The 25,531-nt window shown below is 53.0% G+C and carries 20 protein-coding genes and 1 tRNA gene; 12 read left to right on the forward strand and 9 right to left on the reverse strand.

Features of this window, described 5'->3' with window-relative positions:
• Positions 1 to 155: 155 nt before the first annotated feature.
• Both GZZ87_RS08475 and GZZ87_RS08480 read right to left on the reverse strand, forming a co-directional pair.
• Positions 156 to 494, reverse strand: a complete 339-nt coding sequence (locus GZZ87_RS08475; protein ID WP_162027532.1) for a DUF3127 domain-containing protein — start codon at positions 492 to 494, stop codon at positions 156 to 158.
• An 85-nt stretch (positions 495 to 579) separates the two neighbouring features.
• Positions 580 to 1,248, reverse strand: coding sequence for a hypothetical protein (locus tag GZZ87_RS08480; RefSeq protein WP_162027531.1), 669 nt, complete (start codon positions 1,246 to 1,248; stop codon positions 580 to 582).
• Between the two features lie 196 nt (positions 1,249 to 1,444).
• On the opposite strand from GZZ87_RS08480, the gene GZZ87_RS08485 reads away from it, so the two are divergent.
• Positions 1,445 to 2,083, forward strand: a complete 639-nt coding sequence (locus GZZ87_RS08485; protein ID WP_162027530.1) for a GPR1/FUN34/YaaH family transporter — start codon at positions 1,445 to 1,447, stop codon at positions 2,081 to 2,083.
• 181 nt (positions 2,084 to 2,264) lie between these two features.
• Here GZZ87_RS08485 and GZZ87_RS08490 read toward each other — a convergent pair whose 3' ends face one another.
• The 3 genes from GZZ87_RS08490 to GZZ87_RS08500 are packed head-to-tail and all read right to left on the reverse strand — an operon-like array spanning position 2,265 to position 6,885.
• On the reverse strand, positions 2,265 to 3,023 hold the full coding sequence (locus GZZ87_RS08490) for a MotA/TolQ/ExbB proton channel family protein (protein WP_162027529.1): 759 nt from the start codon (positions 3,021 to 3,023) through the stop codon (positions 2,265 to 2,267).
• The gene (locus GZZ87_RS08495) at positions 3,020 to 4,087 is read right to left on the reverse strand and encodes a hypothetical protein (RefSeq protein ID WP_162027528.1); all 1,068 of its coding nucleotides are present in this window, start codon (positions 4,085 to 4,087) and stop codon (positions 3,020 to 3,022) included. Before GZZ87_RS08495 ends, GZZ87_RS08490 begins: the two co-directional genes overlap by 4 nt.
• A 2-nt stretch (positions 4,088 to 4,089) precedes the next feature.
• On the reverse strand, positions 4,090 to 6,885 hold the full coding sequence (locus GZZ87_RS08500) for a tetratricopeptide repeat protein (RefSeq protein ID WP_162027527.1): 2,796 nt from the start codon (positions 6,883 to 6,885) through the stop codon (positions 4,090 to 4,092).
• Between the two features lie 180 nt (positions 6,886 to 7,065).
• On the opposite strand from GZZ87_RS08500, the gene GZZ87_RS08505 reads away from it, so the two are divergent.
• Positions 7,066 to 7,143, forward strand: a tRNA-Pro gene (locus GZZ87_RS08505).
• Positions 7,144 to 7,261: 118 nt separating this feature from the next.
• Complete coding sequence (locus GZZ87_RS08510; RefSeq protein ID WP_162027526.1) at positions 7,262 to 8,230, forward strand: metallophosphoesterase; 969 nt, start codon at positions 7,262 to 7,264, stop codon at positions 8,228 to 8,230.
• A gap of 15 nt (positions 8,231 to 8,245) precedes the next feature.
• On the opposite strand, the gene GZZ87_RS08515 is transcribed toward GZZ87_RS08510, so the two are convergent.
• Entirely contained in the window at positions 8,246 to 8,785 is a 540-nt protein-coding gene (locus GZZ87_RS08515) for a Pycsar system effector family protein (RefSeq protein WP_162027525.1), read from the reverse strand.
• Positions 8,786 to 9,042: 257 nt separating this feature from the next.
• Here GZZ87_RS08515 and hrpB point away from each other — a divergent pair, with 257 nt between their 5' ends.
• The gene (gene hrpB / locus GZZ87_RS08520; protein WP_162027524.1) at positions 9,043 to 11,598 is read left to right on the forward strand and encodes an ATP-dependent helicase HrpB; all 2,556 of its coding nucleotides are present in this window, start codon (positions 9,043 to 9,045) and stop codon (positions 11,596 to 11,598) included.
• A gap of 57 nt (positions 11,599 to 11,655) precedes the next feature.
• On the forward strand, positions 11,656 to 13,767 hold the full coding sequence (locus GZZ87_RS08525; protein ID WP_162027523.1) for a TonB-dependent receptor: 2,112 nt from the start codon (positions 11,656 to 11,658) through the stop codon (positions 13,765 to 13,767).
• A gap of 225 nt (positions 13,768 to 13,992) precedes the next feature.
• Here the strand turns inward: GZZ87_RS08525 and GZZ87_RS08530 are convergent, their stop codons facing one another.
• Together GZZ87_RS08530 and GZZ87_RS08535 are read right to left on the reverse strand one after the other, a co-directional pair.
• A complete protein-coding gene (locus tag GZZ87_RS08530; RefSeq protein ID WP_162027522.1) occupies positions 13,993 to 14,964 on the reverse strand; it encodes a hypothetical protein in 972 nt (323 codons plus the stop codon).
• A 63-nt stretch (positions 14,965 to 15,027) separates the two neighbouring features.
• Positions 15,028 to 16,044 (reverse strand): undecaprenyl-diphosphate phosphatase, encoded by a 1,017-nt coding sequence (locus GZZ87_RS08535; RefSeq protein ID WP_162027521.1) that lies wholly within the window; start codon positions 16,042 to 16,044, stop codon positions 15,028 to 15,030.
• 133 nt (positions 16,045 to 16,177) lie between these two features.
• On the opposite strand from GZZ87_RS08535, the gene trpD reads away from it, so the two are divergent.
• The 3 genes from trpD to GZZ87_RS08550 are packed head-to-tail and all read left to right on the forward strand — an operon-like array spanning position 16,178 to position 20,049.
• Positions 16,178 to 17,236 carry an anthranilate phosphoribosyltransferase gene (trpD, locus tag GZZ87_RS08540; RefSeq protein ID WP_162027520.1) on the forward strand — a complete coding sequence of 353 codons (1,059 nt, stop codon included), beginning with the start codon at positions 16,178 to 16,180 and terminating at the stop codon, positions 17,234 to 17,236.
• Between the two features lie 17 nt (positions 17,237 to 17,253).
• A complete protein-coding gene (gene glmM, locus GZZ87_RS08545) occupies positions 17,254 to 18,606 on the forward strand; it encodes a phosphoglucosamine mutase (RefSeq protein WP_244647998.1) in 1,353 nt (450 codons plus the stop codon).
• A gap of 39 nt (positions 18,607 to 18,645) precedes the next feature.
• Positions 18,646 to 20,049 carry a tetratricopeptide repeat protein gene (locus GZZ87_RS08550; protein WP_162027519.1) on the forward strand — a complete coding sequence of 468 codons (1,404 nt, stop codon included), beginning with the start codon at positions 18,646 to 18,648 and terminating at the stop codon, positions 20,047 to 20,049.
• A gap of 85 nt (positions 20,050 to 20,134) precedes the next feature.
• Here the strand turns inward: GZZ87_RS08550 and GZZ87_RS08555 are convergent, their stop codons facing one another.
• A complete protein-coding gene (locus GZZ87_RS08555) occupies positions 20,135 to 21,427 on the reverse strand; it encodes an RsmB/NOP family class I SAM-dependent RNA methyltransferase (RefSeq protein ID WP_162027518.1) in 1,293 nt (430 codons plus the stop codon).
• A gap of 136 nt (positions 21,428 to 21,563) precedes the next feature.
• On the opposite strand from GZZ87_RS08555, the gene GZZ87_RS08560 reads away from it, so the two are divergent.
• The 4 genes from GZZ87_RS08560 (at position 21,564) to mlaD (ending at position 25,521) form a co-directional block, all read left to right on the forward strand.
• Positions 21,564 to 23,348 (forward strand): GreA/GreB family elongation factor, encoded by a 1,785-nt coding sequence (locus tag GZZ87_RS08560; RefSeq protein WP_244652056.1) that lies wholly within the window; start codon positions 21,564 to 21,566, stop codon positions 23,346 to 23,348.
• A gap of 162 nt (positions 23,349 to 23,510) precedes the next feature.
• On the forward strand, positions 23,511 to 24,287 hold the full coding sequence (locus GZZ87_RS08565; RefSeq protein ID WP_162027516.1) for an ABC transporter permease: 777 nt from the start codon (positions 23,511 to 23,513) through the stop codon (positions 24,285 to 24,287).
• A complete protein-coding gene (locus GZZ87_RS08570; RefSeq protein WP_162027515.1) occupies positions 24,287 to 25,066 on the forward strand; it encodes an ATP-binding cassette domain-containing protein in 780 nt (259 codons plus the stop codon). Before GZZ87_RS08565 ends, GZZ87_RS08570 begins: the two co-directional genes overlap by 1 nt.
• A complete protein-coding gene (gene mlaD, locus GZZ87_RS08575; RefSeq protein ID WP_162027514.1) occupies positions 25,063 to 25,521 on the forward strand; it encodes an outer membrane lipid asymmetry maintenance protein MlaD in 459 nt (152 codons plus the stop codon). The genes GZZ87_RS08570 and mlaD overlap by 4 nt, the downstream gene beginning before the upstream one ends.
• Positions 25,522 to 25,531 lie beyond the last annotated feature (10 nt).

Below are 25,531 nucleotides of genomic sequence, written 5' to 3' on the forward strand. Positions count from 1 at the left end.
CCCACGCACTCAACCACAGCTCCAGCACGCCGCCAGACGAGGCGGAGCTCGTCCCTCCCCAGAGTCAAGCGGTTGGAAGCCGCTCCTACTTTATTGATACGCACAAAAAAGGCCGCTCAGTGTTGAGCGGCCTTTTTGGGAAAGAGTGTTCGAGCTTAAAATGGTGGCTCTTCGTCGAGGACTTCGTCGGCTGGATCGAAGGGAGGCGGTGTGCTGCTATCGCCACCACCTGCAAGGCTTTCGATCTTCCATGCTGCGAGATTGACGAAGTAACGACCCTGCCACTCACGACCATTGATGTCGAAAGTCACTTTGACTTTGTCACCTTTGTTCAAGCTGCTGACGAGTTGGACTTTATCCTTGAGGCATTCGAATTGAACGTCTTGGGGGTATTTGTCGGCCTCTGTGGTGACCACGAAGGCGCGCTTGTTAAAGCCGCTGCCAAAGGTTTGTTCTTCGAAGATTTCTTTTACGGTTCCGGATAGTTCGTGCATGCACCGGATCAAACCGAACACAGCCACAGAAGCAAAACTTTTTCTTCTGGAATCGCGGTTTTTACTGGGATTATTTTGATGAGTTTTAGATGCCTGCGCTGCCGTCCAGAATTGCGATCACCTTCTTGCGCGCGCCGCCACGGCTGGCAGCGACGGCTTCTAGGAGGTCGTCACTCTCTTTCGGGAGCGGTTTGGCCTGCCCCTTTTGTAGTAGGTAAATGTGGTAGGCGAGTTTGAAGAAAATGTCGCGACCGTAGCTTTCGAGCAGATCGGGGGTGCCAGCTTCGGGTTTGTGGATAAATTGATACGGGTCTTCCAGGAGTTTTGCGGAATCAAAGCTGAAGTCTTCTTTGCGGTAGTAGTAGAGTCCGCTCGGGCGATCTGGGTTGCGAATCGAGTCGGGGAGCTTTGCCGAGTAGTGGATCGGATAGGGGCAGATGTCGGGGCGCTTCGTGTCCACGGCGGTGAATTCCTTGAAGTGCGAGGTCATGTGATGCGTGGTGATACTGGCATCGAACAGGCGGTCATCGTAAATCAGATTCCACGCATGGCCGAGCGGGATAGTTGCCAGCGTGTGTTTGCCGTCTTGCATGATCAGTAGGCCGTCGACCACTTTCGTCGGGTGTCCGAGCATTTGCAGCACCGCGTCGACGATCACCGCATGTTCGCGACTAAACCAGCCCCAGTCGCCGTCTTCGCCGGGGGCTTCGTGGAGGATGCTATTGAGTTCTTTTAAGGCACTGGAGCGGATCATAGCCTAAATCGCTAAATGGAAAAAGTCGCCGAAGCAATGCTGCGAAGCTGAATAATATCTAATTTGTAAATCAAAATGCTTATACTATAGTTGATTAGTATTAGTGTTAGTTATCAGTTTGCGTGCTTATTATTGAGCAGATCAGTCGTAAATAGATGGTGTGGTGGCGCGGTGTATGTAGTTACTTCGCCGCATTATGGCAGAGAATAAAGTTCAATTAGGAAACCCTGCAGTCGTCGGACTTGCTGGATTTGGTCTCACAACACTGTTGCTACAGTTTCACAATCTTGGGTTGTGCGGCCTCGGGCCAGTCGTCGCAATGGGCTTTGCGTTCGGTGGCATGGCTCAGTTAATTGCTGGCTTCATGGAGCAAAAGATGGGCAACAACTTCGGTTTTGCTGCGTTTTGCAGTTATGGTGCGTTCTGGATCGGGCTGAGCATTATTTTTATGCTCAACCACTTTGGGATCTATGCATCCTCTGGAACGGATGTCGGCTTCTTCCTGATTGCATGGACACTGTTTACGCTCATTTTGTGGGTGGCTTCTTGGTTCATCCACACTGCGATGGCGACCACTTTTACGACACTTGTGATCGGTTTCCTACTACTTGACGTCGGCCACTTTGGCTTCCCTGTGCTCAACACAGTGGCTGCGTATGTGCTGATCGTCTGTGCGCTCTGTGCATGGTATATGATGGCTGCCATCATCATCAACGGTGTCGCTGGCAAGCCACTGCTTAAAGTCGGTAAGCCTTGGATCAATTTGAATAAAGCCCCTGAGCCAACCGAAGCGCCTGCAGGAGATCTCAAGTTCGCTAGCGAATCTGCTAGCTAGCGGAAGCGACGGCCTCTGCGCCGTTCGCGGTTTTTAGAAGCCATTTTTTAACAAACAGCACAGGCGTTTTGCCTGTGCTGTTTTTGTATTTGGACCTAAGTGGCACAGGCATTCTTGCCTGTTACGTCGGAGTGGTCACTCTGAGTGGCTCACACGGCAGAGACAGACAGGAATGTCTGTTTCACTTTTCTGCCTCGTCCGCTTCGTCTGCGGCTTCGATCAGGTCGGTGCCTGCTTGGGCGGTGGCGATCATAGCGGAGTTAAGACGATTGCGTAGAATGAAGTAGGCGATCATCGCTGGGATGCCGATCACTAGGCCAGTGGCGGTGGTGATGAGGGCTTCGCCAATGTCACCTGCCAGTAACTCAGGGCGCCCCATACCCCCGCGGCCAATGGTTTGGAAGGCGCTAATCATGCCGCTTACTGTGCCAAGCAGGCCGATCATGGGTGCGACGGACGCGACGACGTTGAGGTAGGTGACCCATTGTGAGACGCCGTTTTCCTCGGCTTCCAGGTTTTCGATGAACAAATTTTCGGCTTTCTCGCGGCCTTTTTTGATCTTCTTTAACGCAGGTGAGAGGGCGCGGGCGAGTAGGTTACTACCGTCGTCGAGGTGTTTGCGGCCTTGCTCGATATCGCCGCTTTCCAGTGCGTTGCTCGCGGCGCTTAATTGATCGGCTGTAAAGAATTTCTTCGGGGCGGTTTCTTTCCACGAATAGAATATCAGGAAGAACATGATCAACGAGCAGGTGCCGAGTGGATACATTGCCCAGCCGCCTTGTTGAATGAGTCCCCAGAGGTTGAGGCTGTCTTCGGCAGCGGTCGCGGCTGCTTCGGGCGCGGCGTCTTGAGCGTGCGCGAGTGAGGTGAGTGCGAGTGTGAGTAGGCTAGCGGGGGCGTAGCTTGCGAGTGTCCGCCAGTTGGTTGCGTATGGTTTCATAGATTGGTGACAGGAGAGTTTGAGATTTGAGAGCTGAGACTTGAGGCCTTGGCTTTTGGGTCTTTCGCTTTGTCTGCTTGTTTCTCTAGGTGCTCATTGAGTTGTTTGAAAGGAGCTTCAAAGGTGGGGTCTTCAGCTGGCCAGCTGAGTGCGCGTTCTTCCATCTCGTAATAGAGAGTGAGTGCGTAGTCTTTCTCGCGCAAGCCTAGGGCTGCGCTGATGGCGACGGCGTAGCAGTGCGCGAGCTTTTGGGGCGGATTCGGGGTAGAGAAGACGATCGGTTGGAGCGCGGTGTCGAGTGCTTCGTCGTAATGCTCGCTGCGTAGTAGGTCGGCACTGTGCGTGTAATAGCCGAGCGCTGAATCACCGTAGGGATCGCGTTGAGCCAGCCACGCTTCAGTGAGCGGACGCGCTTTTTCGTAGAGTTGCAAAGTGTTGTAGCTGTCGAGCACGGCATCGTCGAGTGCTCGGAGTGCCGCGGGATGAGTGATTTGCGGTTTGAGGATCGCGGTCACCGCGATGGCACGGGCTGGGTTGTCTGACTCTAGGATGAGATCGACGTAGTAGATGAAGAAGTGCGATTCCGAGGGCGGCATTAATGGTAGGATTTTGACGCGCTGCAGGTAGAGCAGTTGCATCAGCTCTAGGGCATTCTCAGTTTCGCCTGCCTTCATCCATTCGACGGCGAGGCTCTTATAGCTCTCGCCAGGAATGGTGAAGTGATCGACTTGATTAACGTTGAAAGTGTGGATGATTTCTCCGGCGCCTTCCGAGGTGGCGACTTGTATTTGATCGCCGGATACATCGATGGAGTGCCCAGGGATGGTGCGGCCATTGTTCAAGTGCACGTCGATCGGTTGATGCAGCTCTGCGTAGATCGCGTCGTATTCAGCGGTGGGAATGGCGGCGGTTAAGGGAAGTGTGACTCCTAGGAAGGAGAACAGGCAGAAGAACGTCGAACTGAGATTGAACGTCGAACGGAGATTGAACGTCGAACGTCCAACGTTGAACGCTGAACGTCGAAGTCTTTGTCTGAGAGCTGATTTTGTGCGTGGTGTGTTCAAATTCAATGTTCGAAGTTCGACGTTGGATGTTGGACGTTCAAGGGGGTCGATGTTCGACGTTCCCTCGCTTCGAGCTCGGGAAGCTTTGCGGTTGCTAGTTGATAGGCCTCGTAGTCTTGCAGGCGCTCGTCGCTTAGCATCTCGCGTAGGGTGTTAAGTGCTGCCGTGCTGTCGCCGATTTGCTCGAACAGCAGGGCGCTTTCCCAATACGCATCAATGATGATTTCGGGATAGGCGCGGTAGAGGGTGTAGATGCGTTGCCAATAAGGGATGGCGCGTTGAGGGTTCTCGAGTTCGGTTTCGAGTCGGGCGAGGCCAGCTAGCGCGCGGGCATGTGGACGGCCGCGCATTGCTTTAATCTGCAAAATTTCGTTGAGCACGTCGCGTGCGCCTTCGTAGATGCCTTGTTGGGTGAGGATGTCAGCGGTGAGCAGGCGCACATCGGGGGCGAGTGGATGTGTGGGCGTCTCTTCGAGAAAGCGGAGCAACCAGCGGCGGGCTTCTTCGAGGCGTTCAGCATTGGCGGCGAGTTGCGCTTTGCCGAAGTAGGCAGTGCCGCGTTCGAAGCGTTTTGGGAATTCGGTGAGTAGTTGCTCGCAGTAATCGTCGGCTGAGTCGTAGCCGCGTTGAATCAGCACGAGACCGACGCTGGCGAGGGTTTCGGCGTCTTGCTGATCGATCGGCACAAAGCGATGGATGGAGAGTAGGGTGGCTTCGGCGCGCTCGTCGCCGGCTGTGCGGCGCTGGCGATTCGAATTAAAGAGTGTGAGTCGTGCAAACCAAGTGGGCTGTCCGTCGGCGAGGCTTTGCTCTGTGGCGTCTTGAAGCCATGTTTCAAAGGCAGGCAACGTGCTGTCGGTTTTGCCTAGGCGTTTATAGAGATCGGCGTAGGCGGAGAGAATGGAGCCTACGCCCCGAGACTTTGGATCGTTGCCGAAACGGATGAGGGCTTCTTCGAAGAGTGGGAAAGCTTCGGTTCCGCGCTCTTCTTGCTGGAGCGACCAGCCGATCCAATAGAGCGCTTCGCTGACGCGTGGGCGTTCGTTGGCATCGTCGCGGTCGATGTAGGCTTGCAGATGCTTGCGTAGTAGGTCGTAGAGTTCGAGAGCCTTGTAGATCTTGGATGCTTGGAAGATTGCGTAGTCGTAGAGCTGTGCGTCGTCGGGCGGCACTTGACGGAAGGCGTCAGCAGCGCGGATGAGTTCGCCTTGTCCCATGAAGATGTCGCCGCGTAGGGCTTGCGCCTCGGGCACGCGGTGATGGTCGGGGAATTGTTTGATGAGCGCATCTGCAGTTTTAAGGGCGGCATCGTAGTTGCGTTGTGCGTAGAGCACGTTGGCGATCCGGTAGTTGATTTCCGGATACAGTGGGTGCTTTTTTGCTTTCTTTTTAAGTGCTGTCAGTGCGTCGAGGCTGGCGGGGTAGTTGCGCTCGAAGAAGTAGGTGAGACCGCGCCACATTTCGAGTTGTTCGGCGAGGCTACTCTTCGGATAGCGCTCGAGTGCGGTTTCGAAATCAACGCGGGCGGAGGCTTGTCGCTCAAGCACGCTATAATTGTAGCCGCGGGTGAAATACCAACGAGGGGCTTGTTGGTCGTCGGGGAAGTTATCGATCAGATCATCGAGCACCGTAATGGCTTCGAGGTATTGCCCTTCGCCTTGGTATGCACGAGCGATCAGGAAGAGCGCGCTGTTGGCGAGTTTGTGGGCAGGATGCTCGTTGAGGAATTGTTGAGCGGTGGCGCGGGCGTTGTTCCAGTCCTCGGCTTCGCAGAGTGTGAGTATCCATCGGTAGTGGGCTTCGGCGCGGATGTCGGGCTCGAACTCGGGTGTTTGCGCGACGGTGCGAAATAGGATCGCGGCTTCACGGAATCGTTGTCCGAGTAGATAGGCTTGGCCTGAGCGCAGATAAAGCCCCGGAGTGTAGTCGGCCATGTGCTCGAGCAGGTCGAGTTGGCGTGTGAGACGTGCGACCAGTTGCTGGGAATGGCTCTTCCAGATACTTGAGGCAAACAGGGATTGTTGAGCTAGGGCCGCTTGCACGGCTTGGAGGCGGGCGCGTTGTTTCTCGATCAATACAGTGCGAGGGAGTGTCAGTCGATAGGCGCGCACAGCCTCGGTGTAGTGTCCTTCGCTGAGGAGCAGGTCGCCAGCGTCCAGAGCGGCAAAACTGAGCACCGCGATGTCGGGCATCGCGGCAACGTTCCAGTCGGTGTTGAAGAGAATGTCACGTGTGCGGTCGGTCGAGCCAGTTTCGCCGGCGATTTGGAGCGCACGTAGCCGTGCTTGCATACGCAGTGTCACGGGCGCATCTGAGGCGTAGAAGGTGTCGAGTAGCTCGGTGGCTTGCGCGGCATCGCCGATCTCGTAGCGCAGATCCGCCTCTTGTAATAGGGCGAGCGCCGATTCGTTGGAGTTAGGGAAGGTGAGTTGGAAGTTATGAAAGGTCTGTGCGGCTGCCGCAAGTGCGTTGGTTTGCGACTGCGCAATCGCTGCATTGTAGAGTGCGAAGGCCTGCAGGCCTGGGTGTGGCTCGTATTGGCTGAGCAGTTCGCCAAAGTAGATCAGCGCGTCCGTTGGGCGATCTGCCATCAGTGCGGCATAGCCACGCACGGGGAGGATGGTTTGTTGAAAATTACGCGCTAAAAACTCAGGTTCGGTGCCATAATCGAGCTCCATGCTCTCAAATTGCCAGTAGCTGGAGGCGTAATCACCTTGGCCGAAGGAAGAAACTGCTTGCTCTAATTGTTCCTGCAGAGTCGCTGCATGGCCGAATTGTGTCACTAGGAAAACGAGCATGGCAGTCGCTAAGTGGCGGACTGTTCGGGCTTTAGATACTGTCGGTGGACGCTGCCTCATGCTTTCGGCGTCAGGTTTGTTTAGATGGGCTCAAAGCGCGAACAAAAATTGATGAAAAATATTTTGAAAGAGCATTGACAGGGTGCAAATTTGTGATGGTTTGTCGTCTTCTTTTGGAAACGGGGCGTGGCGCAGTCTGGCTAGCGCACCTGGTTTGGGACCAGGGGGTCGCAGGTTCGAATCCTGTCGCCCCGACCAAATGAATTAACCCTTCTCGCTTGCGAGAAGGGTTTTTTTGTATCTACAGTCAGAGACTGAGGGCTAGGCGTTTTCAATTGGCAACGGTCTGCTTGTTGCGTTCTCTTTCGGGTGTAAAATGCATACCGACCTAACAAATAACCCTGAGGATCCTGCGCTGATTGCATTGGCGGAACGTATGGGAGCGGCTGAGTTTGCTCATCGGCTGGAGAAAGAGCAGATCATGCGCGCGCGCCGTGGTGCAGGACAGGGGCGCGGTCTGTTTCGTTTTGAGCATCTTTGGGATTTGTATGGGTTTATACGTGGGTGCCTGAAGGTGAGCGGTTTTTGGAACCGAGCGCATCGCAATTATTTTGATGTTCAAGTGGTGCGCAATGAAGTGGTGCTGGATCGGTTGCCGGCTGCGTTTGATGGTTTTACGATTCTTCAGCTCACGGATTTGCATGCAGATTTGCACCCGGACTTTCCTGAGGCGGTGCGGCGAGTGATTGAACCGCTGCAGTATGATTGTGTGGCGGTGACGGGAGACTTCCGCACGTGCACCTTTAGTGATCACTCGGGAGCGACTGCAGCATCGATTGAGATTTTAAAAGATGTGACGGGCACTTGTTACGCGACACTGGGCAATCACGACTCGCTGGAAAAAGTGCCGGTGATGGAGGCGGCGGGGATTCGATTTTTATTAAATGAGAATGTCGCAATTCAACGAGGTGAAGACGTGCTATATCTGGTCGGGATTGATGACCCTAATTTTTACCAGAGTCATAATTTCGAGCATGCGCTGCGGGGAGTGCCGGTAGATGCGTGTAAGGTCTTGCTATCACATGCGCCGCAAACGTATCGCGATGCAGCACGCTTGGGCTTCGATTTTCTGATGGCAGGGCATACACATGGTGGTCAGATCTGTCTACCGGGTGGAATGGTCGTCATGCATGACAAGAGCTCGCCGCGGCATGTGTTGTCAGGTGTGTGGCGTGAGGGTTCGCTGCAAGGCTACACGAGTCGTGGCACGGGCGCATCCGGGCTTCCTGCCCGCTTAAACTGTATGCCTGAAGTGACGCTGCATGTGCTGCGTTGCAGCAAGTAGGCGAGAGTTTTTATTTTAAAACGATAAAAACAAGGGGCCGACGACCAAGATTAGCGAGGCGGCTAGCCCGGAGAGGAATGCGTAGAAGCTAAGGCGTATCCAAAAGAATTTTGGTCGCAGCACATCATTACTCAGGTGATAGATGTCGGACACCATGTATTCGGTAATGGTGGTGCGGTCGTCGAGTGCGACGCGCATGTGTTCGAGGTATTCCGCTTCATTATGCCCCCATATGCCCGAGAAATGTAGCAAGCCTCGGCTGCCCTGATGGTTGCCCTTAAAGCGTTTGGGCATTAAACTCATGACGGCGAAAAAGATACTCAATGCGGCGCAGATCACCACGATTAGGCTGCCTAGTCGGATTTCTGGCATGGATTTGTAGCCAGAGAGAATGAGCGGGATGAGGAATGCGTTGATGGTGATGATGACCTGTGCGCGACGATCCGCTAAACTGATGTATTGCACGTGCTTCGACTGCACACTGCTCAAGACGGAGCCACGTAATAATGCCGGCCAATTGGTCGTCTCTGGTGTGTTTTTGGATTTTTCGGTCATGGTATATGTGGATGCCCCATTGTCTGGCAGCTTTGCCGCGGAAAGCAATATCGATGCCAGTTGGTGCTTCGCGCTTGTGGCTCTGGTCGAAACGACTTCGTCAGTCCGCTACGGCGTGTGTGTATTTTGTAGCGGAACCCGCGACTCGTCCTCCGTAGCCTTGGCCTAGGTGTAAGCGGTTCCGTGCGGTGTTGAGTGTTCCCTACGACGAGATGAAGATTGATCGTCGTGGGGAATGTAATTTTAACAGTCTGGATATGGCTGATTCTCATCTATCGCTCCCGATTCACTCTGTCGCCGATCAACTCGTTGCTGGCCTCGCTGAGCACGGGCGGGTGGTGCTGAGTGCGCCGACGGGCTCGGGTAAGTCGACGCAGGTGCCGCAGATTCTGATCGATGCGGCGCAGGTGCAGGGCGATGTGGTGGTGCTGCAGCCTCGGCGTTTGGCGGCGCGATTGTTGGCGAAACGTGTGGCGCAAGAGCGTGGTTGTAAGCTGGGCGAAGAGGTGGGCTATCAGATTCGCTTTGAAAATGTCGTGGGGCCGAAGACGCGTATCCGCTTTGTGACGGAAGCGATTTTGTTGCGGCAGATTTTACAGGATCCCACGCTCAAAGGTGTGGGCGCCGTGGTGTTTGATGAATTTCATGAACGGCACCTGACTAGTGATTTAAGTATTTCCTGTGCGTTGAAGTCGGTGCAATCCGTGCGACCCGATCTGAAGATCGTGGTGATGTCGGCGACGTTGGATATTGATACGCTTGAGGGCTATTTAAAGCCGTGTGCCCGTGTGGAAGCGTCGGGGCGGATGTATCCGGTGACGACGCGCTATATGGGGGCGGCGTTGAATCGGGATGCGGCTCCAGTCTGGCAACGCGCGGCTTCGGCGTTTCGCACCGCGGTGCGTGAGGGGATTGAAGGTGACGTGTTGATCTTCATGGCGGGAGCCTTTGAAATTCGTAAAACCATCGACGCAGTGGAGGCATTGCCTGAGTCGCGAGGTTATGATGTGTTGCCGCTGCATGGGGAACTCTCGCCAGATGCGCAGGATCGGGCGGTATCCTCGGGCGGGCGTCCAAAGGTGATCGTATCGACCAACGTTGCGGAGACTTCGATTACGATAGAGGGGGTGCGCGTCGTGATCGATGGCGGACTGGCGCGGATTGCGCGGTATGATGCGCGGCGCGGGATTAATTCGATTTTAGTGGAGCCGATCAGTCGCGCATCGGCAGAGCAACGAACGGGACGTGCGGGGCGCACGGGGCCGGGTGTGTGTATGCGGCTGTGGAGCGATGCCGAGCATGGCGCACGCGGCGAACGCGATGAGCCGGAAGTAAAGCGGGTGGATCTCTCGGAGACATTATTGCTCTTGGCTGCTGCGGGGATTTCGAAGCCTGAGACGTTTGCATGGTTTGAAGCGCCAGAGCCCAAGGCGCTAACGCGTGCGCATGATTTGTTGCAGGATTTGGGCGCATTGGATGCTGAGGGTGCGATTACTGCGATGGGACGCAAGATGGCGGGCTTTCCGCTGCACCCGCGTTATGCACGAATGCTACTTGAGGCGGATCATCGCGGTGTGCTGCCTGAGGTGGCGCTGATCGCGGGTCTGAGCCAGGGGCGTTCGTTCTATCGTGCGTCGAGGGATGCGCGTGTGCGTAAGGAGCAGTTGCGGCAGGTGGAAGATCATGTCGATGAACGCTCGGACTTTTTTGTGCAGCTGCGTGCGTGGGATTTAGCGAAAGCGGCGAAGTTTAATGCGAACGCGTGTGGGATGCTCGGGATTCATGGCGGTTCGGCGCGGCAGGCGGGCGATACGGCGCGGCAGTTGTTGCAACTCGCGCAGCGGCAGGGCTTGGACACGCGTGAGGCCGCGTTGCCAGATGAGGCGGAGCGCATTTGTAAGTGTTTGCTGGCGGGGTTTTCGGATCATTTAGCGAAGCGCAATGATACGGGAACACGTCGTTGCCGCATGGTGCATGAACGCACGGGGGAGTTGAGGCGTGAGAGCGTGGTGGACAGTCCGTTGTTTGTGGCGGCTGAAATCGAAGAGCGCGAGGTGCGTGGCGAGGTGACGGTGTTGCTTGGTTTGGCGACTGCGGTCGAGCCTGCATGGTTGGATGAACTCTTTCCGGAAGATTTCTCTGATGGCAATCAGACGACCTACGATCCGAGCCTGCGCCGAGTGGTGTGCCGTAGTGAACGTCGTTTTCGTGATTTGGTGTTGTCGGCGACGGATAAGGGAGAGCCTGATCTCGATCAGGCGGCAGAGCTGTTGGCGGCGGAAGTGGTGGCGGGCACTTTGAATTTAAAGGCGTGGGACTCGGTAGTGGAGAATTGGATACTACGAGTGAATTTCGTGGCGCTGCATTGCCCGGATGCGGAAGTGCCGCCGATTGACGATGAAGCGCGGCAGTTGTTGATTGAGCAGATTTGTCACGGCGCGTTGAGCTATAAAGAGATTAAGGATCGGCCAGCGCTGGCGACGGTGAAGGAGTGGATTAGTCCCGAGCAGCACTATTATATTGATACGTATGCGCCTGCGACGATGGAGCTGCCGCGTCGCCGCAATCCCGCAAAGATTCGCTATGAGGCGGATGGTCGCGCCTTTATCGCGTCGAAGCTACAGGACTTTTATGACGTTCCTGGCGCGAGTTTAGTCGTCGCAAATGGTCAGGTGCCACTATTGGTGGAGTTGCTTGCACCGAATCAGCGGCCTGCGCATTTGACGGATGACCTCGATGGATTCTGGGATGGTGCGTATCATCATGTGCGCAAAGATTTAGCAGGGCGCTACCCGAAGCATGAGTGGCGGTAGTGACTGTTTGATGGAAGCTTATAGCTCGGGGTAAATTGTCTAATAAGCTGGGGAATTGTGCAAGATGCGCTTGAGGGCGATGACGATGCACATTCTATCGATCAGATGCTGAAGTGTGTTACCCCGATGCTTTTGTGCGCGTCTTTCTTTGTGAATGGAGTGCTTGTGGGCAGTAGTCTTGAAGTCGTTGAATTGGAGCCGTTCTTAGTGAGAGCCTATGCCCCGCAGGTTCCATACTCTGATACGGCATTGGTCGGAGATGAGTGGCGAAGTCGCGGTGCGGTTGGGCTGGCCGAGGCCTTGGAAATGGCTCAGCCAGGAATCTCTTTGGTGCGTAAGGCGGGGATGTCGAACGATGTGGTCGTGCGTGGTTTAGGTGGCGATGACGTGAGTGTGACGCTAGACGGTCGTAAGATTTATTGTGCGTGCTCCAATCGAATGGATCCTCCATTATCACATGCAACAGCTGAAAATGCGCAGCGTGTCGAAATTGCAACGGGGCCTTTTAGTCTGAAGCGGTCAGGCTCCTTGGGTGGGCATATTAATATCGTCAGCGCGCCGATTGATTCAGGCATACATGGCGCTGCGACGGCAGGTCTTGGGAGTTTTAACCAGCAGCAGTATTCCGCTTGGAGTAGTTATTCCGAGGGGCGCTGGGCGGGGCGTGTCACTGGTGGTTACTTAACCGGAGATCCTTATAAAGACGGGTCTGGGGATCGGATTACGGAGTTGCCGACAGGGCTGGCTGCTTATTTGCCTCAATATAAGAATGACTCTGCGTATGAGGCATGGCACGTGGGTGGTGAGTTAGAATACTTGCTCGAAGAGGGGCGCACTTTGCGGTTGAATGTCGTGCGCCGAGAGGATCAGGACGTCCTATTCCCCGGTTTGAGTATGGATGCGGATGAAACGCATACGACGCAGGTCGGTGCGCGCATCATTCAAGAGGAGCCGGCCGGTGTGTTCGAACAATGGGCTGCGGATTTTTATTTCAACGATACGGATCATAAGATGACGGACAGCAAGCGGCTGAGTAGCCAAAAGGGGATGAACAATATGAATCGTCCCGACTACGTGCTGGAGCGGGGGTATTTTATGCGAACTGATGCCACTGCGAGGAACTGGGGGGCTACCTTCGATTCGGAACTTGATGCGGCAGAATGGGGCTATTGGAGTCTCGGCGGTGAATTCGGGCAGCGTGAGTGGGATAGTGATAATACCATTCTAAACATTGATAATTCGATGTTGCCCAATGTGCTTTCGACCACGGTGGGTGTTTATGCGCAGGGACGTTACGAGTTTGACACTGATTGGAGTATTGAGACGGGCGTGCGCTTAGACTACTTCAATATAGATCCACGGGGGAATGCTGACTTTCTGGAGTCGGAGGTGGGTGATGTGGATCGCTTCTCCGAAGTGGAGCCTAGCGCGTGCGTCTCTGCGCGTTATCAGTTGACCGATACGACTGCTTTATTTGCCGGTGTCGGTTCCGTGGCGCGTGCGCCCAATCCTCAGGAGCTATATCTCCAAGTCGATAAACCTGGGATGAGTAACGATTGGATTGGCAATCCGAACTTAGATGCGCCGCGTTCGACTGAAATTACGAGTGGAGTCGAGTTTCTGACGGACGATTGGGACTTACGACTGCGCGCGTTTCATAGTTGGCTGGATGGCTATATCTATCCAGTTGCGGAGGGCACGGTGCAGACCTATGATAATATTGATGCGCGCCTCTACGGATTGGAGTGCAGTGCAGCTTATCGGATCAATGCAACTTGGAGCTTGGCGATGGGTATGGCTTGGCAAGAGGGAGTTAAAAGTTCCGGTAACGGAGACAGCGATTTGGCGGAAATTCCACCACTACGTGCGCAGGCGGCCTTGCAGTATGAAACCGAATTGAGCTTGCTGAAATTCGAAGTGCAGGCCTCTGCCAATCAAGACCGGGTGGACACCGACTTGCACGAACAAGACCTTGGCTCTTGGGTGACCGCATCCATCTATGGTCAGCGTAGAATTAAGACAAATTGGACACTCTCGTGCGCCGTGACGAATTTATTTGATGAGAACTATGCCATGCACAATGCGCAGGTGCGTAATCCCTTTAGTGACTTTACCGTAGTGAATGAGCCCGGGCGGATGCTGAAGGCGAGCCTGAGTTATACGTTTTAGTGGAGCTGGTGAACGTCGAACATTGAACGCTCAACTTCGAACGTTGAATAATTCGCTTGTTTGGCCTTTTGGGCTGTTTATCTGGCTTCGATGTTCGATGTTCGATGTTCGATGTTCGATGTTCGATGTTCGATGTTCGATGTTCGATGTTCGATGTTCGATGTTCGATGTTCGATGTTCGACGTTCTCTAGTTCGCTACTTCATCAACGCGAAGATGGCGAGGGCTATCGCTCTTCGCTAGGGAGGGCGGTTTCAGCCACTTTCCAAGTGACAGAGTTCTTTTTGAAGTCCTTTAAACTGATCCTAAAAACGTGTCTCGCATGTTCTCCGTCTAGCGGATTGGTGAGATCAGTTACTAGTGTTAGAACGTCATCGCCTTTAATTTCAGGATCTACAGTCATCTGGAAAAAAGTCACATTTTTCTTTCCTGAAAATCGGCGAGGCATGTGGCGGTATGGATCCTCACCGAGCACAAATCTCATGATCTCTTTATTGTGATGGGTCTTAGTATAATTAACCCATTTAATTTGATATGGTAGAGACTCAGGTTGCCATATCAGCACCTCAAAACGGCCTGCATTCTCTCTAACCTGAATTTTAAGGTCATCTAACTGGTTTTCAAAGTTCCAGTCTGGATCCTCCCTTTCGTCATGTCCTTTAGTAATAAGCCATTTGTGGATGCTCAATGTGGCGAGGTCGACGGAAACGTAGTCTCCAATTGAATTATAGAATTCAATCGAACTGTCATCTAGCTCAATCCAGCCTGAAGAATAGAAAGTTCTAGGGTCTGTCGACAGGGTGGAATAATCGCTAGGGCGATTGATGATTTTATCCGTCAACTTGCCAGCTTCTATTGTCGAAAGCTTCTGCTCGGGTGAATACACTTCGATCGCTGCATCTGTTAAATTTTCGACTTGGTGATTTCCTCTTAAATGCACCAGTTTAGTTCCTCCCTCTATGACCCTGAACCTTGAGAATATCGGTGAGTAACCTTCGATCGTAAATCGACTGATCGGCTCTTGAAGTTCGCTCTTACGATACACTTCAATTATTTTTTCATCGTTCAGCTTCTTGATGTCATATCGTTCATGGGAGCTAGTATCCCAAGATACGGGTCCAGGTATAGTCCAGCAGGCGTTGGCCTTAAGCCCGATTACAATTAGAAGGACTAAGACTGATTTCTGTATGATATTCATGGTGCGGGGTCTTAAGGTCGGGGTGACTCTGATGTGACAGACAGGAATGTCTGTATCACTTCACTACTTCATCAATGCGAAGATCGCGATGGCCAGGGCGATACGATACCATGCGAAGAGGGCGAGGCCGTGTTTGCTCAAGTAGCCGACGAGCCATTTGACGGCGAGTGCTGCAGAAATAAATGCGACGATGCAACCGACGAGGACGGGGCCGATATTGAGCGCGGCTAGCATTTCAGAACCATCAGTCAGGAACTTATAGGCCGATGCGGCGCTGAGAGTTATTAGGCCTAATAAAAAGCTGAACTCGGCTGCGTGCGCGGGTGACAGACCTGCGATGTAGCCGCCGACGATGGTGGCCATGGAACGACTGGTGCCGGGCCACATCGCGAAGCATTGAAAAAATCCGATCATGACGGATTTACCAACGGTGAGTTCGCTCAGCCCAGGGCCGTCTTCCGCGGGCACGGCGCCTTTGTTGCCATGGTGGCGCCAGCGTTCGACGCCGAGCATGACGAAGGCGCCGACGATCAGTGCGCCAGCAACGGCAAAGATGTTATCGCCGAGGAGTGACTCTATTAGGTCATTCAGTAGCAGACCGATGACTGCGGCTGGTAGGAAAGCGGCGGTGAGGTTGATCGCCAGTTTGAGTCCTTTGCTGTCTTTGCCCAAGCAACCGAGGATTAAAGTGAGGATCGTGCGCCAGTAGAGCAGCACGACTGCGACGATGGCACCGGCTTGAATGACGATGACGTAGGCGTAGGCAGCATCACCGATCGTGTAGGCTTGCATGGAGCCATCGTCAGCCTTGACGAGGATAGGCGCACCGTTCTTGTCCGCCATGGGGGTGTCGCCATCGAGGCCTAGAAGGGCATTGGCGATGATAAGATGCCCAGTGGATGAGACGGGGAGATATTCCGTCAACCCCTCGACCAGGCCTAGAATGACGGCGTCCGTGTAGCTTAAGCCCTCTGAGACAGGGCTGTGGTCTTGCTCGCTTATGGTTTCGGTCGTTGCTGCGTAGCTCAGCGAAGTGGCAAGTAGAGAGATGGCTAGTGTGATGACCCCAATCAATTTCATAAGGAGAAAGCTAGTGCTATTCGGTGTGGAGGGAAAGCGGAAAACTGGATTTCTAGTGCTTCTAATTTATGTATGATAGGGTTTTTGCTTGAGATTGGACGGGGATGCCTTTGCTTTCGGAGCCATACTTCAAATGCAAGCACTCGAACCACTTACAGAGATTCTATTAACTGGCGCTGACCTGGAGGCAGATCAGGCGACTGTCGTGGCGGAACTTTTGATCCGTTCAGATGTTTCAGCATCATCAAAGCGAGATTGTTTGCTGGCGTTAGCACGCAAGGGCGAGACGGCGACTGAGGTGGCTGCCTTTGCACATGCCTTTCGTGAGCATGCGCTGAATCCAGGGGTCGAGGAATGGGCGAGTCGCGCGATCGATGTGTGTGGCACGGGTGGTGATGGCTCGGGCACCTTTAATATTTCAACGGCGGTTTCCTTCGTCGTGGCAGCAGCAGGCGTTCCGGTTTTCAAGCACGGGAATCGCTCAATCACTTCGAAGTGTGGCAGTGCGGATTTACTGGAGGCACTCGGTATTCGCCTGGATGCGCCGCATGATATGCTGCGTCAGTCACTACGTGAGTTGAATTTTGGTTTCTTTTTTGCGCCAGCGTATCATCCCGCGTTTAAGGAGATCATGCCAGTGCGGCGTGCCTTAGCGGAAGAGGGCCAGCGCACTATTTTTAACCTGCTCGGCCCATTGATTAATCCTGGGCGTCCTGCTTTTCAACTGTTGGGAGTATTCTCGCAGGCGTGGGTGCAACCGTTGGCCGATGCGCTGGGTGAGCTCGGTCTGTCGGGCGGGTTAGTTGCGCATGGTCGACCTCAACCAGGGAGCGCGTTGGATGAGTTGAGCTGTGCGGGAGAGAATTTTGTAGCAGGGTTTGGCGCACGGGCGTCGGTGCCAAAGACTTTGAACGTCGCAGATGCTGGGCTGAGCGCATGTGAATTTTCAGAACTGAGTGGTGGCGATGTGGCTGAAAATTTAGCGACAATGCATGCCTTGCTCAGTGGCGCAGAGGATGCGGTGCCTGCAGGCTTGCGAGACAGTGTCTTGTTGAACGCGGGCGTGGCGCTATGGATCGCAGGTGCGGCACCAGATATGGCTGGCGGAGTTACGAAAGCGCGTGAAACGCTGACGAGTGGTGCGGTAGCGCAATGGCTGCAACGTGTGCATACATTTTATCAACAGGGCTAGTTTTTTAAGATTCTATTATGGGTAAATATTTTGGCACAGACGGAATTCGTGGCCCAGTGGGCGGCGATTTAATCAATGCGGATGCCGCGTATCGTTTGGGTTCCGCGATGGGGCGCTATTTGAAGGCGCGCAAGCCTGAGTTACCTTTAAACGCAGTGATCGGTCGAGATACTCGTGCGAGTGGTCCTGAACTGGCGGATGCATTGATCCGAGGGCTCAATCAGCATGAGGTGTATGTGCACGATCTAGGCGTGGTTCCGACGCCATCAATTGCGCAGTCTTTACTCGAGCAACAGGCGGATCTCGGTATTGCGGTGACGGCATCGCACAACCCAGCTTCGGATAATGGCATCAAATTATTCGACAGTCGCGGTCATAAATATGACGCCGTCGAAGAGGCGCAGATTGAAGCCTTGATGGATGCTGAGCCTCCTGCTCCTGCAGGTTTACCGAAGGTAAAGTCCTATCGATTGGATGCGGCGGCGTTTTATGTGAATTATGTTCGTTCCTTGATGGACCAGAACTGCTTGTCGGGCTGGAAGATTGTGTTGGATTTGGCGAATGGTGCGACCAGTGAGACGACGCCAGCTGCCTTTAAGCGTTGGGGTGCGGAACTCATTCTGATTGGCAATCAGCCAGATGGTGAAAATATTAATCAAGGTGTGGGCAGTGAGCACCCGGAGTTGCTAGGTGAAGCTGTGGTCAAGCACGGTGCGAACTTGGGCATTGCGCACGATGGTGATGGTGATCGCGTGGTTGTCTGTGATGAGACGGGCGTTGCCGTGGATGGCGACATCCTGCTAGGGCTGTTTGGGCTGTATGCATTACGCTCTGGGGCGCTTGGAAACAATACCTTGGTCGCCACAGTGCAAAGTAACCTAGGCCTCGACTTGGCGATGCGTGAGGCCGGCGGGCGCGTCGAGCGGACGGATATCGGTGACCGTAATGTGGCGCGAGTGATGCGTGAAATCGGCTCGAATATTGGAGGTGAATCGTCCGGTCATATTATTTTTTCGGACTTTGCGACCACTGGTGACGGCCTGTTAGCTGCCGTAAAGTTGATCGGTGTCATGTGCCACGCAAAGAAGCCACTGTCTGAACTTCGACAGGAAATTCGTTTATTTCCCCAAGGCACATTGAATTTAAAAGTCGCTGAAAAGAAGCCTTTGGACACGCTCGATACGCTAAATAAAGCAATTGCTGCGGTTGAAAAGGACTTCGGTGAGGATGGTCGTGTGTTGGTTCGCTACTCCGGAACGGAGCCTAAGCTTCGCTTGTTGGTGGAAGGAAAGGACGAAAAGCGTGTCTCAAATGCATTAAAAGACTTGGAAAAGGCGGCATGTTCGGATTTGGATGTAATAGCGCATTGATCGCCCCTGATCGACGCGTATGTTTTAAAGTTTAAGATTATGGAAGAAGTTGCTCTCAAGGATCTCGATCCCCGTCTCCAGAAGCAGATTGAAAACGCCCGTAAGGCTGTGGATAAAAATCCGTCTTACGCCGTCGATATCATGTCAAACATTGTAGCCCGTCATCCAGAATGTCTGGATGCACGTAAAATCCTTCGCCAAGCGCAGCAGCGGGCGAACGGAGGTAAGTCCAAGGGCTTTGGAGGGTTTCTCTCAAAAGTAACCAGCATCCCGTTCTCCATGGGGAGCGATGCTAAGATCAAAAAGGATCCTGTCGCTGCGATGGCTTCGGCAGAGCAGATGCTCAATGCAAACCCTTCCAATGTGAAGGCGCATCAGGTGATCGGCAGTGCTGCCGAAGCGCTAGAATTGTTTGAGACTGCAGCGTTTGTGTATGATGAGGTTCGCAAGATTGAGCCAAAGAATGCCGAGAACGTTAAGGCACTGATGTCTGCCTATATCAAAATTGGTAAGAGCGAGGAGGCGATTCGTATCGGTGATGCCGCCTATCACGAGCATCCTGCGGATGACGAAATTCAAGGCTTGATTAAGAAGGCTTCGGTTGAGCAGTCCATTAATAAGGGTAAGTGGGAAGAGGACGAAAGCTTCCGTGATAAGCTTAAGGACGAAGAAGAATCGCAGAAGTTGGAGCAGGCTGGTCGTGCAAAGACAGGTGATGCTGGGCTGCGTGCGATGATCGAGGATGCCAAGGCCGCGGTCGAAGAGGAGCCTGGTAATATTAATTACTATCGGGATATTTCCAATAATTACCGTAAGCTCGGCGAGTTGGACAACGCACTGGAGTGGATTGGTAAGGCGCGTCAACTCGAAGCGGGTAGTGCCGATGTGAATCTAGAGCGCCTCGAAGGCACATTGAAGCGTGAGAAAATGGCAGCTGGAATCATCGCGAAGGAAGAAGCGCTTGAAGCGAATCCTGAGAGCGCTGAACTCAAAGCCGAGTTGGAGGCGCTTCGCCACGACGAACGCGTCTTCCGTCTCACTCAAGCTGAGGATCTTGTCCAACGCTATCCGAATGAATTTAGCTACCGCTACGAACTCGGCGAACTTTACCACGCTGAAGGCGAGACTGATAAGGCGATTAAGGAGCTTCAGCTCGCGCAGCGTAGCCCGAAGGTGCGTATCAATGCACTGATCCTTCTTGGTAAGGCCTATAAGGTGAAGGGCTTTGCTGACCTTGCCGCCGAGCAGCTGACTCTTGCGAAATCTGAAATTCCGGGTGTCACAGACCAGAAGAAGGATGTGCTTTACGAACTCGGTTCTTGCTACGAAGAGCAGGGCGACATGGAGAAAGCGATGGTTGAGTTTAAGGCACTGTATGGTGCTGATATCAGCTACCGCGACGTATCTCAGAAGATCGACGATTTCTACTCGAAGAAATCATAAGCCTGATTTTTCGAACAGATTTACACAACAATGGCGCGGGCTTTCACCCGCGCCATTTTTTGTGTCTGCTGATATCGGAGGATGGTTACAGCTCGGCGACGAGTAGAAATGCCCCCGCTCCATCGTGGCCGGTTTCCCATGGCAGGCTGATTGCGCTGTCTTTTAGGGCAAAGCGTTCGCCTGCTTCGCTCTTTAAGAAGGCGTCGACGACTTCTTGATTTTCATCGGCTTCAATACTGCAGGTGCTGTAAACCAATCGACCACCCGGCTTCACGCAATGTGAGGCGGCTTCGAGTAATTGCTTTTGCAGGTAGGCGCAGTTACTTACGTCGCGCCCGCGCAGGCGCCACTTGACGTCGGTTCGGCGCTGAATGACTCCAGTGTTGGAGCATGGCGCATCGAGCATCACGGCGTCATATTGTGTTGGGAGTCCTTGTTCTTCGAATGCTTCATCGCTGAGTTCCAGCAAGTCGCCTTCGAGAATCGTGCATTCTAGGTGCTCGGTCGCCAGGCTCTTCAAGTTTTGGCTCAGGCGGGCGATGCGGTTGCCTGGTAGGTCGAGTGCCACGATGTGGCCTTCGAGCTCCATTAAATGAGCCATGTCGTAGGCTTTACCGCCAGGAGCAGCGCAGAGATCGAGCACGTCGTCGCCCTTTTTGGGTGCGAGCAAGCCTGGGGCGAGTCGAGTCGATGGATCTTTGATATAGGCGTTTCCTTTATTCAGGAGCGGGCGCAGGTCATCCTTCCATGAGGCGCCAGCTACTTTGTAGAAATGCTCCCATTCGGTCTTTTCGAGACCATTGGGGATTTCGGACGGAGTTTCGTAGAGTTTAATATAGGTGGCGGGGACGCGCTGGTTCCATTCCATCAATTTAATGGTGGTTGGAGGGCCGAACTCTTTGTTCCAGCGTTTAAATAGCCATTTAGGGTGACTGAAATGTGCGTCAGGGCGATTGCTTGGATGTGTCGCGCCAAGTGCTTCTGGTAATTTACGAAGCACCGCATTTAGCAATCCGGTCTCGGATGCGGCCGCCAAAGCCTTGCTGCGTTCCACTGCATGGTGCACGATTTGAGGGTGTTTTTCTTCGGGGCTGGACAACATTTCGTAGCCAGCGACGAGGAAAATGGCCTCGATCATCGCACGCGGTTTTTGTCGGAGCATTGGCTGTAGTGCATGCTGGACTCGGTGTCCGTGCCGCAGTGCGCCTAGGAATAGAGACTGGCAGCTGGATCTGCGGTCGCCCGAGAAATCTTCAGGTAGTCGCTCTAAAAGCTGATCCGCCTTGAGGTTTTCCGTCAGGTAACTCTCCGTTAGTGTGATGGCGCCATCCCACCCTGTAGCGGTGGCTGTAGATAAATTGAACTTAATACTTCTCATTGGTATAAAAACTGTGCATATTTCATCGTTTACGACTTAAGAACAGCATTCGCAATCTATTATGAACAAAGAGGCAATAGACGCTCTCATTGAAAAAAATCCAAAGCTAGTTTCCGCACGCGCGAAACTTGAAGCCATGGCTCCAGGTAATTACTGCCTGCATCGCAGCTGGGGCTTCGGCAAAATCGTGGATTATGATCCCGCTCAGGCGAAAATCATCATCGATTTTGAAGAAGGTAAAAAAGGTCATGCCATGGCGCCCGCATTCTGTGTGGACAAATTGGACGTGCTTAAGCCGAACGATATTTTGGTTCGTTCCCGCATCGAAGCTGATGTGATCGATGAAATGATCAAAAAGGCTCCGGGTGATTTGATGTGTGAAATTATCGCAGCTGCGGACGGTCAGGCGATGACAACTGCTGAGATCGAGCGCGTGTTGTCACGTGTGATCGGTCCGATCAAATACAAGAAGTGGTGGACTGCTACCAAGAAGGTATTGGTTAAGGATCCACGCATCGGTGTGCCGATCAAGAAGTCTGATCCATACATTTTCCGCGACGAGCCAGTGAAGCCTGAGCAAGAAATTCTTGAGCAGTTTCATGCGACTAAAAACTCAAAGCAAAAGATCCTTCTCGGTGAGAAGCTTTATGCGCTGTCTGAAAATATTTCAGTCGTTCGAGACGAGATGCCACAGATTCTCGATGAATTGACTGAGGCGATTAAGAATGCGAAGAGCCTGAGCCAAGCAGACCGTTTGCATGGTGTGTGGGTGCGTAATAATCTCGCCCGCGATCTTCACGAAGATGTTGAGGCGCTTGAGCCGTCATCCGCATCGATCCTTGATGCCACGAATGACTACTCGGAACTCGCAGCTGAGCTGCCTGCGCTCTACTTTAAGCGTTACCTGGATCTGATCCGCCGCACGTATCCTGATAAGTGGCAGCAGATGGTTGAAGACTTGCTCCGTAATTCGAGCGGTAAATTCACCACTGAATGTATCAACTTCATGTCCGAACAGGAGCAACAGGAGCGTATCAGCTACTGCCTGGATCGTTGGCTCAACGAGCAAACCATCAAAGGACCGCTACTCTTCTGGGTGGTTAAGAATCGTAACTCGAAGAAGTATGCGCCGATTATTAATCCGTTGGTCACACCGCGCCTTCTCGCTGCGATGTTCTACGCGATTGACTACGAATCCTTGCAGAATGCGAGCACTCGCCGCATCCCATTGGGTGATCTTCTGAGTGATGATGTCGAGTTGATCCCTGACTTGCTTGCAGATGCGAATGTTGAGACTGCTCGTGACCTCGCGCAGACGCTGTTGCTCAATCAAGGATTTGAAGAGTTGACCAAAAAGTCACTCCTCGCACGTTTCATTAAGAAGTTCCCAACCGTTCAGAGCCTGTTGGCTGGTGAGTCGGCTGATACTTCTGAGGACGATGCATTGATCGTATCTCAAGAGAGCTTCAATGAGGCGAAGGCTGAATACGAAGATCTAATTGCGACGAAGATTCCTGAGAATAAGCAAGCAATCGTGACTGCACGTGAGCATGGTGACTTGAAGGAAAATTCCGAATACAAGATGGCTCGTCAGGATCAGGACATCCTCCTGTCTCGTAAGAATGAGTTGGAAGTCGACCTCTCTCGCGCTCGTATCACGGACTTCACTGAAGCAACTACAGAGAATGTCGGTATCGGCTGTATCGTAGAGTTGAAGGAAGCTTCCACTGGTAAGCAGCATAAGTATGCGATTCTTGGCGCGTGGGATAGTGATCCTGAAAACGACATCCTCTCTTACAAGACACCGCTTGCTCAGCAATTGCTCGGTAAGGAGAAGGGTGCGACTGCTGCCACTAAGATCGGTGGTAACGAAGAAGAGTGGACGATCCTTAGTATCGCTCGCTGGCTCGACAAGAAATAGGTCGAATTTACCGTTTTATACAAAAGCGCCTTCTCCGGGGGGCGCTTTTTTGTTTATTAATATCAGAATACACGTTTCTTTTATACTTCACTTGCAAAGGTGAGGCACCGCATAACTCTAACGAGTCCTTCGTTTCTACCCCCATTTTAATCCTATTTATCCATGATACGCACATTTGGCCGCTCGGCGTTGACCGTAGTTCATGAGCTGGGAGAGATTAGTCTATTCGGAGCAGCTGCCATGCGTGGTTTTCTTGGTCAGCGTCATCGTTTGGCGAAGTTGATTCAGGCGACACATGAAGTCGGTGTGCGCTGTTTTCCGATCGTGGCGATTGTGGGCCTATTCACTGGTTTGGTGATGGGCTTGCAGCTCTATTATACTTTGGTGAAATTTGGTGGTGAGTCGGCGCTGGGCACTGCGGTGGCGTTGTCGCTGATCCGTGAGCTGGGACCGGTGTTGACTGCTTTGATGGTGGTCGGGCAGGCGGGTTCGGCGATGTCCTCTGAGTTGGGGATTCAGCGTAATGATGAACAGATCGACGCGTTGCAGACCATGAGTATCGACCCGCTCGGCTATTTGGTCGGACCGCGCCTATTGGCTGCGTTGTTTTGTTTCCCGATGCTGACGGCAGTATTTGATTTAATCGGTATTTTTGGCGGCTATATTACAGGTTCTGTGCTGTTGCATGTGGATGCTGGGGTCTATTGGAACCGTGTGTTCGAAAGTGTGACTTGGTCGGATGTGCAGGGCGGTTTTATTAAGGCAATTGTATTTGGTTTCGTGACGATGGCGATTTGCACGTATCGTGGGTTTAATACGCATCGCAAAGCATCATATCCTGGTGTGCGCGGCGTGAGTGAATCGGCCACGCGGGCAGTCGTCTGGTCGAGCGTGATGGTGCTCGCGACGGATTATTTGATTACTTCTTTTCTACTGTAATGGACGACGTCTTTCTAAAAATTAGTGGGTTAAAGAAGCACTTTGGCGAGCGCAAGGTGCTGGACGGCGTAGACCTTGAGGTGGCGCGTTCTTCGGTGACGACCATCATTGGTAAGAGCGGTATTGGTAAGTCGGTGCTATTAAAATGTATCGCAAATTTGATGGCGCCAGATGGTGGTGAGATTGAGCTAGACGGTAAGCCTATTGCGCGCAGTCGTCGCGGATCGAAGGGGAATGATGCGGTGACGTTTAGTTACATGTTTCAGAACAATGCGTTGTTTGATTCGATGACCGCAGCTGAGAATGTGGCATTACCGTTGTTGGAGGCCTCACGCCTCAAGAAATCTGAAATTCGTGAGCGTGTGGCTACGATGTTGGCGCATTTGGAGCTGACAGATTCGGCGCAGCGCTACCCTGGTGAGTTGTCTGGTGGTATGAAGAAGCGCGTGGCTCTGGCGCGGGCGTTGATTACGAAGCCTCAGGTCGTGTTGTTTGATGAACCGACGACTGGTTTGGATCCTGAGCGTAAGTTCAGTGTGTTTGAAATGATCGCAGATTATCGTGAGCGTTTCGGTTTTACTGCGCTGCTGGTGAGTCACGACATCCCCGAAGTGTTCGAGATTAGCGACCGCGTCGCGTGGCTGGATGAGGGGATTATTAAGTTTTTCGGCAAGCCGTCGGAGTTGAACGCGGATGCCGAGTCGGCGCTTTCGGGCTTTTTAAGTAAAGCGAACTACGGGCGTAATAAGGAATCTAAAACAAAAGGATGTGAGGTATGAATAATCGGAAGATCGAATTTTTAGTTGGGTGCTTTGTGCTCATTGGTTTTGGGGCGATCCTTTATTTGGCGATTCAGGTCGGCAGTGCCCGTTTCTTTGCGAGTGATAGCTACGAGCTGCAGGCACGTTTTCGGAATACCAGCGGTGTCAATGCTGGGAGTCGCGTCGAAATCGCCGGTGTGCGTGTTGGCACGGTGAAATCAATCGTGCTGAATGAAAATTTCTATTCGATCGTTACCTTTGAGGTGCCAAATCGCATTGAACTGGATGACGATACGATTGTTTCGGTGAAAACGGCAGGTTTGATTGGGGATCGTTATCTGAGCCTGTCGCCAGGTGGTTCGGGCTTTCCCCTTGAGGCTGGAGATATGATTGTAGATACAGAATCGGCCTTAGATATCGAGAGTCTGATTAGTCGTTTTGCTTTCGGCGGTATTGACGGCAAAGAAGAATAGGTTATAGGTT

This window comes from Lentimonas sp. CC4, from assembly GCF_902728235.1.
Lineage (GTDB): Bacteria > Verrucomicrobiota > Verrucomicrobiia > Opitutales > Coraliomargaritaceae > Lentimonas.